We start from the raw sequence: 14,297 nt of genomic DNA, 5'->3' as shown, positions 1-14,297 counted from the left end.
TGAATTTATTGGTCGATTTGCTTATGTATTCGTTCCGTGTCGTGCAAATATCCGTCAGGCAGCAAAATGTATCAATTAATTTCAAGCCTATATCGGCCAATAGTATAGAGGTTTCGGTCTTCAATAAACCTTTGCTATATTCCGGTTTATTAAGCAATAACCATGGAGCATTTTTTATAAATCCACTTTTTTACACACCCGCCTTCCTTCATCATATAGTGATGATAAAGGAGGCTGATACAATGCATTATTTGTTACCCCCTTACTTTTATATCCCTAGCTTTTTTCATACAGATCACAAGCCAAAAGTCTTCAGACAGAATCCCTATCCGGACATTGACACCACAAATTTCACAGAATCAGCTCAGGCATTTCAGGTTCTCATGCAGGATGCTGAAATCATTATTGAGGAATTTGCCCATTCAAAGGAATTTGCCTTTAAAGTTATGGATGCTGCGCAAAAATCAGAGCATGAAAAAGTTAAAAATCTCATTAACAGTCTGGATATTTCCCATCCGGCTGAAGTGGATTTTAATCCCGATAATATTCGGATTACCTTAATTGCACAAACAAAGGATATGGACTGCTGCAGGCTGGTTATGGAATTACACTGGTAAATGACCATTATTGTTAACCTTTTAAAATATGAAGTTGACAATAGGCGTGCTCCCCTTTAAGATATGTTATAAAGGAGTGAGGAGCATGGTTAACAGATCAAAAAATGACTTCCATACAATAGACTTAACACTTGGTGCCTTATTTGTAGGTTTGATGGCAATAGGTGCAAATATTGTTGTATGGTTGCCCTTTTTAAAGGTTACTTTTGGAGGTGCCACCGTAGAAATCACACTTCAGACATTCTTTGCAACTCTCGCCGGTTTAATGTTAGGCAGAAGACTTGGCGCATTTTCAATGTTTGTCTATTGTATGGTTGGAATTATCGGGGTACCTGTTTTTGCTGACATGCAGGCGGGCTTTGCTCAGTTAATGACGCCTACAGGGGGATTTATTCTGTCCTTCATTTTTGTTGCATGGATTGCCGGTTACATTGTGGAAAAAAGCTCTTCTCCCTCATTCGCTACATACATCACTGCAAGTTTTGCCGGACTTCTCGTAAATTATGGAATAGGAACTTCCTTTCTTTATCTTGCTTTAAACACCTGGATTGGAGGAGCTATTTCATACGGAGGAGCCTGGGTGATAATGCTGCCTTTTCTTATTAAAGACACCGGTCTGACATTTCTAGTGGCATCTCTGGCCGTCATTTTAGTCAAACGAGTATCCTTTATTTCAAAGCTGGCCTGATTTTCTTTCTATGATTTTTCAATCTAAACGCAACAAAGCGCTCAGTATTCGGAGCGCTTTGGCTGCTAATGCCACCAATTAAAGTTGTCTGGATACTTCTTTCATCAGTATTCCTTCATGGATTGCCCTTAGTTCTTTTTAATTCTTTCACGAAACACCTGCAGGGCTTCATTCTCATTGAGTTTATTCAGCGTTTCAGAAGTAAGGGTACCGTCGCCTTTTTTGACAACATAAACCTCTACCTTCCTTTTACCCCAGTGATCATAAACGTCTTCAACAGTCTCATAATACAAGTCAATTTTATTTCCCTGAATAGCTCCACCCTTATCAGCGACGACCCCATATCCATAATCAGGGATAAACAAAATCGTGCCAATAGGGAACTTATCCAAATCTGCAGCAATCGTTGAGTATAAGTCCCGGCGCACTTTCACACCTGAGTACGTAATTCCGTACAATTTATGGCCGGGGTTTTTCCCTGTCGATTCTGCACCTGCTGTATATCCTGTAGCCATTACTGTTTCTGTTGGATATTTTGAAAAATCAATAGCGTCACGAAGACTTTCTGGTGCATTTACCTTTTGACTCGAAATGTATCGTTTACTTGGACGTATGTTGTTAATATTCTTTTCCTTAAGGTCCAGTGTCTTCTTCTCATGCTTCAAATCATTCATACTTCCAGAGACTACTATGGTTTCCCCATCATTACGGAACCAGGCTTTTAAGTCCTCTGCAGATAGATTTGCAACGCTCATATACGTTGTGAACAAGGCACTTAAAAGAAGAATTCCAGTAATGGTTCCTCTCAAAATCTTCCTTTTCATGATAACACCTCTCTGGATGTCATCATGTCCACTTTACGTTTTTTTATACAAATTAGAGATTAATTTCTGCATTAAATAGAAAAACTTCGCCAACATTTTCTTAGCGAAGTTTTTCTGTCTGTTAAAACATTTGATAACCTTTTGACCTCAGGGTCCTGATTACAATACCCGAGACAATGGTTCCTATAAATCCCATAGATAGCATCACAATATCCATCATTTTTAATTGCAGCAAGTTCGTACCTAATTCCTGCAGAGCCCAGGCAGTATTTGTAAAATAATTTCCAAATGTAAAATCATCCACAATCAGAAATACAATAAAGGGATAAATAAAAGCCATTACCCAGGTTTTTCTTAAAAGCATATTCAGTATAAAAGCAATTCCAAAGAACAGGACAAAAAACAGTAATGAACCCACGATCAGATGCAGAATGTTAAACTCCAAAGTCTTCTCCCCCTACACATAGGTATGTATACTATAAAAGATATCACAAAAAAATAGCAAAGGCATCCAAAAGCCTTTGCTATTTCATAGACCTTATTTAACGATTAATGAAAAAAGTTAAACTTCCCTTTTTTCAGTAACAGACCAATTCCACCTAATTTCAGTAAATAACGGTTATCAATAATTTTTTTCATTGCGGATGCTGTCCAGCCATAAAGCTTCTTATCCCCAAAGACAACACCGATGGCATCACGTGAGCCCAGGGAAGCAACGGTACCTCGATTGTTAAATTCAAAGGACTCAAGTTCATTGCTGCCACGAACCAGTGCTTTCAGGTTATGAGCAATAACTTCAGCTTCCTGCATAGCAATTTGTGCAGTTGGAGGATAAGGACGGCCTGTTTCTTCATTCATAATAAGAGCACAGTCTCCAACCACAAATACATTATCATAATCAGGAGCACGCATATCATCACGTACTTCCACTTTTCCACGGTTCACTTCAAAACCGGACTCTGCTACGATGGAATTCGCCTTAACACCTGCAGCCCAGATGAAGTTTTTCGTTTTAATCTCTTCTTCCTGACCATCCTTCTCGACAATGATTCCGTCTTCAGTAGCTTCCTTAACAGGGGTACCAATTAAGAATTCCACGCCTTTAGCTTCCAGACGATTCATGGCATATTCCACTAACTCTTCATCAAAGCCTGCCAATGCAGTAGGACCAGCTTCAATAGTAAGGATACGTACCTTCTCACGTGGAATATCATATTCATTACATAGTTCAGGTACACGGTTGGCCAGCTCACCAACAAACTCCATACCAGTAAAGCCTGCTCCTCCAACAGCGATCGTAATCAAATCGTCACGTTTTTCAGGTTCATTGTTATAACGGGAGAAATTATATTCAAGATGTTCGCGAATTAAGCGGGCATTATTAATATTACTAATCATTAATGCATTTTCTTCTAAGCCTTTTATGCCAAAGGTTGCTGTTTCAAAGCCTAATCCTACGACCAAATAATCATATTCCAGTTCCCCATTCTCTAATTGAACCTTTTGAGATTTTGGATCAATAGATTCTACGGTATCCTGTACAAAGTTCACCTTGTTAAAATCAACAACATCTTTAATTGGAATTCTTGTCTGATCATGATGTAACGTACCAGCTGAATTTTCATGCAGCCATGTGGTCTGATAGTGGTAGTCATGCTTGTTCACCAAAGTAATATCTACTTCATTTGTTCCCACCATCTTTTGCAATTTGACAGCTGTCATGATTCCGCCATAACCGGCGCCCAAAATCACAACTCTGGGATTTCTCATTTTTTATCACATCCATTTGCTATTTTTGTTTTCCAGGTATACATAGCCTTAGTCTTATACGACCGCTTGTGACATCATTCACTTATGTAAATGTAAATAAAGATATAAAGACGAAAGCACTGTCACAAAAGTGTTATAATGATTTACCCATGACAATAATAGAACTTTTTTATGTTATTTTCAACCCTTTATAGTTCAATATCCATGTTGAAATTATTCTGATTATTCTGATATATTATAAATTTATATATCTTATTAATAAAATTCATGAATAGACATGAAACAAGAAAAGAATTCAAAATAACAATATGCTACAATATAGGATGTACGTTGTCTTTAAGCTCTTTAGCTCTTTACACTTATTCGGGATAAGTTTATTTTCATACACTGAATTTTTCAGATTGGGGGAATAACCATGTCAGATCAGATTTATGATATAACCATCATCGGCGCTGGCCCTGTTGGCTTATTCACAGCCTTTTACGGAGGAATGCGGCAGGCTAGTGTAAAAATTATTGAAAGTCTTCCACATGTAGGAGGGCAACTGTCCGCACTGTATCCAGAAAAATATATTTATGATGTTGCCGGATTTCCAAAGGTTCGCGCACAAAAATTAGTGGATGACCTGCTTGAGCAGGCCAATCAGTTTGATCCTGAGATTGTCCTGGAGCAATCGGTTGACACTGTTGACCGATTAGAAGATGGTACGATTAAACTGGTAACCAATAAGGAAGTCCATTACACAAAAACGATAATTATTACAGCAGGAAATGGTGCCTTCCAGCCTCGTCGATTAAAAATAGAAGACAGTGAAAGGTTTGAGGAGACCAACCTTCATTACCATGTTCCGAATATGGAAGCCTTTAAAGATCGTGAAGTCATGATTTGCGGAGGTGGAGATTCAGCAGTCGACTGGGCCTTAATGTTAGAGGAAATCGCCAAAAAAGTCACTTTGGTTCACCGTCGGGATAAATTCCGTGCTCATGAACACAGTGTAGAGCGTCTGATGAATTCATCAGTTGCAATTAAAACGCCTTATGCTCCAAATGAGCTGATTGGTGAGGATAAAATTGAAAAAGTCGTACTACAAAAAGCCAAATCAGAAGAAACAGAAACCATAGCTGTTGATGATATCATCGTAAACTATGGATTCATTTCATCATTGGGACCGATAAAAGATTGGGAACTTGAAATCGAGAAAAACAGCATCGTTGTCAATTCAAAAATGGAAACAAACATCCCCGGCATTTATGCAGCCGGTGACATCTGTACATATCCTGGCAAAGTAAATCTCATTGCATCAGGGTTTGGAGAAGGTCCAACAGCGGTAAACAATGCCAAACAATACATGGACCCAAAAGCAAAAATCCAGCCAAAACACTCCACAAGCATGTTCCCGCAGTAGATTTAAAAGCGGAGGCGAGCGGTTAGGTCCGACGGCATAAGCAGAATCTCCGGAGTGGCCGCTTTTTGGCCATGGAGGGGATTCTGCTTATGACCGCTTGGGCCTGCGAGCCGCAGCTGGACAATTAAAAGCGGAGGCGAGCGGTTAGGTCCGACGGCATAAGTAGAATACACCATTTATTGTGATAAAACCCCATTCACATTCTTTTCATGTGAATGGGGTTTTTGTTAAATAATAAATTCTATTCGCTATTACACACTATATTCCAGATTCTTATCTTCATCCGCATGCTTTTTCTCTGTACGATCTACAACTACAGCTCCGGCAGCGTCACCAATGACGTTTATAGAAGTCCGGAACATATCCAAAATACGATCCACACCGGCAATAAGCGCAATGCCCCCAAGCGGTAAATTGATATTCGTGAGTACGAGGGTCAGCATAATCATCCCCGCACCTGGCACCCCTGCTGTTCCAATAGAAGCTAATGTTGCAATAAGAACGACAGATAAAAGCTGTGAGATGCTTAACTCAATCCCATAGAACTGGGCAATAAAAAGCACTGCTACACCTTGATATATGGCCGTACCATCCATGTTTATGGTTGCCCCGAGTGGAAGGACAAAGCTACTGGTTTTCTGAGACACGCCCAGATTTTCCTGTGCGTTTTTCATGGTTAACGGCAATGTACCTGCACTACTGGCAGAACTAAACGCAAATAACCCGGCAGGAGCAATTCCTTTAAAGAAAACGAGCGGATTCATTTTACCGAAAGCTTTGACAACCATGGAATAGGTAATGATGGCGTGAAGAAGACAAGCAATAAGTACACCTAAAATAACTTTTAATAAAGGCAGAATAACACCAATACCATATTCTCCAACTACCGGTGCAATCAATCCAAACACACCAATAGGCGCAAGGAGAATAATCATTCCTGTGATTTTGTACATCACTTCCGCAAAGCCTTCAAAGAATCGGTAGACAGTCTGTGCTTTTTCACCGACGAGGGATATCGCTATACCCACAAAAAGAGCGAAAAAGATTATTTGGAGAATTTCTCCCTCAACCATAGCCTGAAATGGATTCTGTGGAATAATATTCAGAAGGGTGTCCGTCACGTTCTGTTCTTCCGTCACTGGTTCATCCCCAACAGATTCAGAAGGTATGTCAACTCCAGCTCCAGGCTGTAAAACATAACCAATTCCCAGTCCAATAGTGATAGCAATTGCCGAGGTTGCCAGGTAGTAAATAATGGTTTTACCACCCATACGTCCCAGTTTTTTCACATTTCCGGTACCTGCTACACCAACGATTAGTGTGGACAAAATTAACGGAACGATAATAAATTGAATGAGACGGAGAAATAAATCTCCCAAGGGCTGTACAACCTTAATATCCGGTCCTACTATTGCCCCCAAAATAATGGCAATAACAAAAGCCAGTAAAATTTGCGTTAATAAACTTGGTTTTTTCATAAAGTACCCTGCTCCTCTCTCTTCTTGGTAAATCTCCCTAACCTTCTGTGAACAACGATGATCCCGCAGAAATCTTTTGGAAAATACACTTGGACCTGTTTAAAGTTATCTGAATATGTAAATGTTATTAAATCATTCGAGTATGGCTGTTCATTTTTGAGAAGGTATTAACGTTTATTTCCAAATCTATTCATTCGGTTATTCCATTATCCTTATCACCTTGTCCATTTTTTCTAACACGTCCACATTTGTGAAAAATAATCTTTTGCCAAACAACACAAACCCTGTCACCGGAATTTTATTAAATAAAAAAAGTCTGCCTAAATGTGTATTTCATGAACATTCAGGCAGACTTTCAGCGGACATGTATTAGCACTTCTCCGGTGATCCTACATTTGTTTTCGTCTTAAATGAGGAGCCGCATCCGCATGATACAATGGCATTCGGATTATCAATCGTAAAACCGCCGCCCATCATGTTTTGTTTGAAATCAATCGTTGTTCCTTCAACAATAGGGATATCCTCTTTGCGAATGGCAACCGGAATGCCATTTACCTCCATTTGTTCATCTTCATCGGTAATATCATAGTCAAAACCAAGTGCATAGGATAGGCCACTGCAGCCTCCCCCTTTTACACCAAAGCGTAAATTCACACTTTGCTCGTCTTCATTTTTCATCATTTCATTAATTTGCATTTTTGCATTTTCCGTGATGGTTATAGCCATTTACTAAAACCTCCTTTTCTTAGTCAGTATAGTAACATTTTTAAATGGCTACTTCAATTTTCTGGTTCTCTAAATCGAAATAAAATGATGAATTTATCCATTTAACCAGTAATATTCCCCTTTCGCTACGGTTTCAGCAGGTCCTCTCATCCAGACATGACCATCGGCTGCCCATTTGATCCATAAATCTCCTCCGCCTAAATGAACACAAACCTCCTCGTTTTTACGACTGTATCCATTTAATATAGAAGCGACTACAGATGCACAGGCACCTGTTCCGCAGGCCTGCGTCACGCCTGAACCTCTTTCCCACACCCGAAAGTTAATTTCACGGGGATTAACAACTTCAATGAACTCACAATTAACACCTTCAGGGAAACGATGGTCGGTAGAAATAGAAGGTCCTAATTCATATAACGGGCTTTTTTCAATATCATCAACAAAAAAGACAGCATGTGGATTCCCCATTGATACAGCTGTTACTTCCAGCGTTTCTGCACCAATGTCAAAGGGCTCGGAAACAACCTTTTCCCTATTGGTTCCTATCATAGGAATATTCCTTCTATTTAGTTCGGGAATCCCCATATCAACGGTAATAGCAGAAACGTCACCATTTTCCAGCGTTATATAAGCATCCACAATCCCTGCTTTCGTTTCTATCGTAAAATGATCGGAATGGACCAGGTGATGCTCATAGGCATATTTAGCAACACACCGTAAACCATTTCCGCAGTTTCTGCCTTCAGATCCATCCTTATTAAAAATTCTCATGCCGACTTCCGCTTTGTCTGAAGGGGTAATGAGAATCAGCCCATCTGAACCAATACCCGTATTTATATTGGACACATCCACTGCAATGGAAGGGAGATCTTCCTCTTTTAACGTCTCCTGAAACATATTAATGTAAATATAATTATTTCCCAGCCCATGCATTTTGGTAAAATTGATTTTCACGACACCCACTCCATCCTTAAAATTAGCTGCTGGTTTGATTTTCTTTTACATTTTTGGCTGCAGACCTTTTTCCTCCAATTTGGAATAGATCGTTTTTAAGCGAGGATTCCCTTCTCCTGCAATCTCATCGTCTACAAGCACCAGGGGATAAAAAAACTCATCGTCTGCTACACGCCGGGCGAGGTCCTGTATTTTTTCATCTTCTGGAGGAGAAAATATATCCACATAAGTGTAATGAATATTGGCATCCCCATACTTACGTGCAATAGCAGCCTGAAGCCACTCATACGTATCCTTTGAACCGGGTGCATTCACACAGCTTGCACAAATCTGATCCGCACCATAAACCGTAATTGTAATCTCCTTTTCCATCGTTTGCAGTTCCCCCTTCATTCCTGGTTAATTATATTTTACAAAATACGCAGAAAAAGTTAAAATGATAATGATTCTCAAGTAATTTAAGATTCCTGGTCATCAAGAATAGATTTTTTCACGTAAACGTTTTATAATAAGTGTAAGAGTAAGAAAGGAGAAGATGGTTGATGTTTGAAGAAGTAAATGAAGTAATTGGCAAACTCCGTCCATTCTTACTTCGTGACGGCGGGGATGTGGAACTAGTTGATGTGGAAGATGGTATTGTACGTCTACGTTTGATGGGAGCGTGTGGAAGCTGCCCAAGTTCAACCATTACCCTGAAAGCTGGTATTGAACGCGCCCTGACAGCTGAAGTACCAGGCATTCGAGAAGTTGAACAAGTATTCTAAACTAAAAGCAGAGGCGCCCGGGATGAAGGAAGACTCGTCGGGCGCTTGAGCTGGACGCGGCTTTTCCTGTTTTTTATTTTATATTTTCCCAGATTAAACTAAGCTGGTGCTCAATGGCACCAGCTTAGTTTTTTTCGACACGGACTCCCTCGTCTTCCACCTTTAAAATTCTCCATTCCAAATCAGGTAAGTCTTCCTTCCACTTTTGTCCTTGCTCTGCCGGCCATCCTCTTTCGCATATACTAATCATCGTAGGGCCTGCACCGCTCAGAAACGTCCCATAGGCTCCTTCCTTTTTCATGTAGGCTGTTACTTCCTGATAGTGTGGAATCAGCTTCTTCCGATAATTCTGATGAAACAGGTCCTTTTCCATTAACTCTCCAAGTAACACATAATCCTCCTGAAATATAGCCGCTGCACAGACATTTCCGATGGCGCTTCCCTGAATCCCCTGCATAAATGGAAGCTCTGCAGGCAGAATTTCCCGTGCCATTTTTGTTCTCAGTTCAAAGGATGGAATCATGGCAACAAAATCTACCTTCTCCATTTCCTTTTTGTTCATATAATAAAGGTCATCATTATGATAATAAGCAACCACACATCCACCTGCAAAAGAAGGGGTAACATTGTCGGGATGACCCTCTAATTCAGAAGCAATAAGCATTTTATCTTTCAGGGATAGCTGGAGATTCAAAATCTGGTTGGCCATTTCGATTCCTGCAACTGTAATCGCACCGCTGCTTCCTAATCCCCGGGCTATCGGTATTTCACTTTCCACATCTACCTTATAAGGAGGCAAATCATAGCCGAACTTATCGGCAACAAATTTTGCACATTGATATAATAGATGATCCTTTCCCGTCGGCAGATGCTGCTTGGATTCTTCCTTTTGAACAAATCTCCATTCGTCACTCTCTGTACAGTAGATGGTTAAATAAAGATTTAATGCAACACCGATAGAATCAAATCCTGGGCCCAAATTCGACGTACTACCGGGAACTTTAATTTTAAAGGCATTTTTCTTCATGATGACACACGCCTTCTGATATTTTCGTAAATGACATCCGGATCATTAGGCAGTACCTTAGGTTCAAACTGATTGGTTTCGACAGCCGTATCAGGATCCTTGAGTCCATTTCCTGTTAAAACACAGGTAACCGTCGAACCTGGCTTTATTTTTCCTTGTTTGCTGGCCTTAAATAACCCGGCTATTGAGGCACAGGAGGCAGGCTCAGCAAAAATGCCCTCATGTTTTGCCAGCCAATGATAGGCTTCTATGATTTCCTCGTCCGTTACCTCATCAATATTTCCACCTGACTCCTGATAGGCATCTATGGCCATGTTCCAACTGGCAGGGTTTCCAATCCGGATGGCTGTAGCGATCGTCTCAGGCTGTTCCACTACCTGGTTACGGACGATTGCTGCTGCGCCACTGGATTCAAATCCCATCATCTTTGGCAAATCATAGTTAAATTTTTCATGAAACTCCTTAAACCCTTTCCAGTAGGCAGATATATTTCCTGCATTTCCAACCGGAATACACAAATAATCCGGAGCTGATCCCAATTGTTCACATACTTCAAATGCAGCCGTTTTCTGACCTTCAATTCGATAAGGGTTAATCGAATTAACGAGGGTAATCGGCTCTGTATCACTTACTGTTCGGACAATATTCAGGGCCTCATCAAAATTGCCTTCAATTGAAACAATTTCAGCCCCGTGCATGACGGCCTGCGCAAGTTTTCCCTGAGCAATTTTTCCGTTCGGGATCACAATAATGCATTTTAATCCAACTCTCGCCGCATATGCTGCTGCTGATGCTGAAGTGTTCCCTGTTGATGCACAAATGACAGCTTTTGAGCCTTCCTCTAATGCCTTGGCAATCGCGAGCACCATTCCACGGTCTTTGAATGAGCCTGTCGGATTTAATCCTTCAATTTTTGTGTAAACCTCTGTATTCAACTTGTCAGATAAACGATGAAGCTTCACTAAAGGGGTATTCCCTTCATGAAGCGTGTTGAGTGGTGTTTCGTTTCCAACAGGCAAAAATTCTTTATATTCCTGAAGCAATCCTTTCCATGCAGCCATTTTATTTCCCCCTAATCCCGGATGTATACACTTCAAAAGTACATTTGTTTATATATGATAGACATTATAACGCGAATGAAACAATGTATCAATAAGAAAAGTGCGAATTTTTGTTAAAATTTTATCAGTAATCAGGGAGATCAGGAACACTTTCGGCTGATTCCATCACGAGGCTCTTTCACTCAACTAATCTTTTATACAAATAAAAAAAATAGCCTATCAACCACTGGGTGAGTTGACAGGCTATATCCATCGTTATTTTCTAAGGAAGGAAAAACTGGCTTATGCCCATACAGCAGGTTCTTTCCTATTGAACAGGTGTCACCGGTTCTTCGCCTTTTAATATGTGATCAATATTCTTCAGACATAATTCAATCATCTTTGATCTGGTCTCGTAAGTAGCTGAACCAATATGAGGCAGGGCTGTTACATTATCTAATTTTAAAAGCGGGTGGTTTTCAGCAATCGGTTCATTTCTGAAGACATCCAATCCGGCCGCCTGAATATCATGGTTCTTTAAAGCTTGATATAAATCCTCTTCATTGACCACGCCGCCTCTGGATGTATTTATAAAAATGGCGGAGGACTTCATTTTTTTAAATACCGAATCATCAAACATATGTTCAGTTTCTTTCGTAAGTGGCGTCATACTGACAACGAAATCTGCTGTACGGATAAGTTCATCAAAGGATACATACTGTACACCAAGATTGTTTTCAACTTCTTCTTTACGACTGCGGTTATGATATAAAACATTCATTTCAAATCCTCGTGCACGTCTGGCTACAGCTTCACCTATCCTGCCCATTCCAACGATTCCTATCGTCTTATGATGGATATCCGCACCTGCCATAAGAAATGGAGTCCAGGTTGTCCACCTTCCGCTTCTGATAAATGCTTCAGCTTCGACGATTCGTCTTGCGGTGGCCATCAGGAGAGCAAACGTTAAATCTGCCGTTGTATCTGTTAAGACATCAGGAGTGTTGGTTACGACAATCCCTTTTTCCCGTGCATATTCAACGTCAATATTGTCATAGCCCACAGCCAGGTTTGCAACCCCCTTTAGATTTACTGCCTGATCAAGCAGCTCCCGATCCACTTTTTCTGTCAGCGTGGTAAATAAAGCATCTGCTTCTCTGGCATGCTTCAGCAGAACATCCCGTTCCACTACCTCATCTTCCTCCGGCCACATTTCAATCGTCCAACTGTCCTTATATGGCTCAATAAACCGGGAAGGAATTTTTCTGGAAATATATATCTTTGGCTTCATCATTAGACCTCCTGCGCTTATCGTAGCATATTCTTTAACTGTTAAAAATCCAGTCCATGACTTCTAAATCAAAACCGAGACTTCTTTCCATTTCGCGGGCAGCAAACTGAAGTCCTTTCTCATGACGGGATTGATGGTCTAATAGCTTTTGAAAATCATCGTAATCCTGCTGAGTTATTTTTTCTTTGCTTAAAACCTGTTCCGTGTAATCAATAAAATGAATCGGAAACGCCAGCCTGGCAAATAACAGTCTCCATCCAAAGACACTAAGTGAGCGATGATTCTGATAAGTATTCAGCATACCTGATAGATTAGAGTAACTTTCTATGCCTTGTGTAAGGATATAATAACGCATAACCTCAGCCAGGTCCCGGGATGGATGATCATGAACAATTCGATTGGGAAGAACAATCTCCTGATGAGGAAAGGGAGTCATCCGTTCAAATGTAAAAACAGGCTGGTCATACTGGTTATAAAGGTTTTCCTGCTCACTTTCCTGAAGAAACTGAATGGCATTCTCTCCTATGCCAATAAAATAAAAACAGCTTTCCAGCCATAACCGTTCCCAGTCTGATATGTAGGACTTTTCGATAATCACACTGCGAATCCATTCCAGCTGATTGATGATTTGCTCCCAGTTGCTTTTCCATTGTCCATATCGGTTTAAATGAACAGGTGAATACGGAAAGCCATGACCCGCCTGATGAAAGGAAGATAAAAAGGAAATCAGCTCCTGAAGATTCTCACCAGATGAAGGTATTGATTCTACATGACACGTATAAACAGAAGACTCTTCGTCAATCGGCACAATAAATTTTCCTTCATTCGAATACAAGGGCTTGGCAATATGTGAAAATCCACTCTGGTTCAAATAATCTGCAATAACATATTGTTCCGTAATAAAATTCTCATCTGTATAATCAGCGGGAATGACAACAGCATATCCATCTGAACCTCTATAGGCAGGAAAACCCAGCAGATTCGTCTCGGACTCGCTGTGGAATAAAAACTTCTCCTTCAAAAGCTCCCTCATTTTCATTCTCCTTTTTAAACAACAAAAAAATTCTTTCCTAAAGTGGACAAGATTTTTGTTCAAACTGACTATACTAACTATATGCGGAGAAATATTTATGAATGTGTAAGGTGGGTAAAAAATGAGCAAAAACAAGATGAAGCCTTTAGAGCAGAAAGCAAGAACCTGGATGGAGGAAAGAGGCGTAACCATTCACGATATCGGAGAATTAGTGCACTACCTTCAGTCTCCTTACCATGAGGAACTAACAATGGAAGAATGTGAGCGGCACATTGACAAAGTCTTAAAAAAACGCGAAATCCAAAATGCCATCGTTACTGGAATCCAGTTAGATCTGCTGGCCGAGCAAAATAAATTGGAGCAGCCCCTGCAGGATATTATCGAACGAGATGAAAGCTTGTATGGCGTGGATGAAATTATTGCGTTTTCCATTATTAACGTCTACGGGTCAATTGGCTTTACCAATTATGGATATATCGATAAACAAAAGCCAGGCATCCTGAAGAAGCTTAATGACAAATCCTCCGGGGAATGTCACACCTTCTTAGACGATATCGTTGGGGCAATCGCAGCCGCCGCCTCAAGCCGACTAGCCCATACCTATGAAGATGAGCTATTTCAGGATGATTAACCTTATTTATGAAGAACAAAAACCAGTCCCTATTCAGGGTACTGGTTTT

General features: G+C 40.4%; 16 protein-coding genes. 5 read left to right on the top strand and 11 right to left on the bottom strand.

What is annotated here, in order from left to right; all coding sequences use genetic code 11:
- The first annotated feature begins 242 nt into the window (after positions 1–242).
- Complete coding sequence (locus ABD006_RS14715) at positions 243–617, top strand: YuzC family spore coat inner layer protein (RefSeq protein WP_343842657.1); 375 nt, start codon at positions 243–245, stop codon at positions 615–617.
- A gap of 85 nt (positions 618–702) precedes the next feature.
- Positions 703–1,305: a biotin transporter BioY gene (locus ABD006_RS14710; RefSeq protein WP_343842654.1), complete on the top strand. Its 603-nt coding sequence runs from the start codon at positions 703–705 to the stop codon at positions 1,303–1,305.
- A gap of 128 nt (positions 1,306–1,433) precedes the next feature.
- On the opposite strand, the gene ABD006_RS14705 is transcribed toward ABD006_RS14710, so the two are convergent.
- The 3 genes from ABD006_RS14705 to ABD006_RS14695 form a co-directional block, all read right to left on the bottom strand.
- Positions 1,434–2,129: a 3D domain-containing protein gene (locus tag ABD006_RS14705; protein ID WP_343842652.1), complete on the bottom strand. Its 696-nt coding sequence runs from the start codon at positions 2,127–2,129 to the stop codon at positions 1,434–1,436.
- 121 nt (positions 2,130–2,250) lie between these two features.
- Positions 2,251–2,574, bottom strand: coding sequence for a YuiB family protein (locus ABD006_RS14700; RefSeq protein WP_343842649.1), 324 nt, complete (start codon positions 2,572–2,574; stop codon positions 2,251–2,253).
- 104 nt (positions 2,575–2,678) lie between these two features.
- Positions 2,679–3,899: an NAD(P)/FAD-dependent oxidoreductase gene (locus ABD006_RS14695; RefSeq protein ID WP_343842646.1), complete on the bottom strand. Its 1,221-nt coding sequence runs from the start codon at positions 3,897–3,899 to the stop codon at positions 2,679–2,681.
- A gap of 415 nt (positions 3,900–4,314) precedes the next feature.
- Here ABD006_RS14695 and ABD006_RS14690 point away from each other — a divergent pair, with 415 nt between their 5' ends.
- Positions 4,315–5,304, top strand: coding sequence for an NAD(P)/FAD-dependent oxidoreductase (locus ABD006_RS14690; protein WP_343842644.1), 990 nt, complete (start codon positions 4,315–4,317; stop codon positions 5,302–5,304).
- A gap of 251 nt (positions 5,305–5,555) precedes the next feature.
- Here the strand turns inward: ABD006_RS14690 and ABD006_RS14685 are convergent, their stop codons facing one another.
- From ABD006_RS14685 to ABD006_RS14670, 4 genes are all read right to left on the bottom strand, one after another.
- Positions 5,556–6,782, bottom strand: coding sequence for a dicarboxylate/amino acid:cation symporter (locus tag ABD006_RS14685; protein WP_343842641.1), 1,227 nt, complete (start codon positions 6,780–6,782; stop codon positions 5,556–5,558).
- Between the two features lie 369 nt (positions 6,783–7,151).
- Positions 7,152–7,508 (bottom strand): HesB/IscA family protein, encoded by a 357-nt coding sequence (locus ABD006_RS14680; protein WP_343842639.1) that lies wholly within the window; start codon positions 7,506–7,508, stop codon positions 7,152–7,154.
- 93 nt (positions 7,509–7,601) lie between these two features.
- Entirely contained in the window at positions 7,602–8,462 is an 861-nt protein-coding gene (gene dapF / locus ABD006_RS14675) for a diaminopimelate epimerase (RefSeq protein WP_343842637.1), read from the bottom strand.
- Between the two features lie 45 nt (positions 8,463–8,507).
- Positions 8,508–8,834: a YuzD family protein gene (locus ABD006_RS14670; RefSeq protein WP_343842634.1), complete on the bottom strand. Its 327-nt coding sequence runs from the start codon at positions 8,832–8,834 to the stop codon at positions 8,508–8,510.
- A 170-nt stretch (positions 8,835–9,004) separates the two neighbouring features.
- Between ABD006_RS14670 and ABD006_RS14665 the strand changes: the two genes are divergently transcribed.
- Positions 9,005–9,226: a NifU family protein gene (locus ABD006_RS14665; RefSeq protein ID WP_044163291.1), complete on the top strand. Its 222-nt coding sequence runs from the start codon at positions 9,005–9,007 to the stop codon at positions 9,224–9,226.
- 124 nt (positions 9,227–9,350) lie between these two features.
- Here the strand turns inward: ABD006_RS14665 and thrB are convergent, their stop codons facing one another.
- From thrB to ABD006_RS14645, 4 genes are all read right to left on the bottom strand, one after another.
- Complete coding sequence (thrB, locus tag ABD006_RS14660; RefSeq protein ID WP_343842627.1) at positions 9,351–10,253, bottom strand: homoserine kinase; 903 nt, start codon at positions 10,251–10,253, stop codon at positions 9,351–9,353.
- A complete protein-coding gene (gene thrC / locus ABD006_RS14655; RefSeq protein ID WP_343842624.1) occupies positions 10,250–11,314 on the bottom strand; it encodes a threonine synthase in 1,065 nt (354 codons plus the stop codon). Before thrC ends, thrB begins: the two co-directional genes overlap by 4 nt.
- Before the next feature lie 307 nt (positions 11,315–11,621).
- A complete protein-coding gene (locus ABD006_RS14650; protein WP_343842621.1) occupies positions 11,622–12,587 on the bottom strand; it encodes a 2-hydroxyacid dehydrogenase in 966 nt (321 codons plus the stop codon).
- 31 nt (positions 12,588–12,618) lie between these two features.
- Positions 12,619–13,617: a protein kinase family protein gene (locus ABD006_RS14645; RefSeq protein WP_343842618.1), complete on the bottom strand. Its 999-nt coding sequence runs from the start codon at positions 13,615–13,617 to the stop codon at positions 12,619–12,621.
- Between the two features lie 121 nt (positions 13,618–13,738).
- Here ABD006_RS14645 and ABD006_RS14640 point away from each other — a divergent pair, with 121 nt between their 5' ends.
- Positions 13,739–14,248, top strand: coding sequence for a phosphatidylglycerophosphatase A family protein (locus ABD006_RS14640; RefSeq protein WP_343842615.1), 510 nt, complete (start codon positions 13,739–13,741; stop codon positions 14,246–14,248).
- Positions 14,249–14,297 lie beyond the last annotated feature (49 nt).

Source organism: Salinibacillus aidingensis (assembly GCF_039522525.1).
Classification (GTDB): domain Bacteria; phylum Bacillota; class Bacilli; order Bacillales; family Alkalibacillaceae; genus Salinibacillus; species Salinibacillus aidingensis.
Note: the sequence above shows the minus strand (reverse complement) of the source record. Positions and strands in the feature narration are given on the sequence as shown.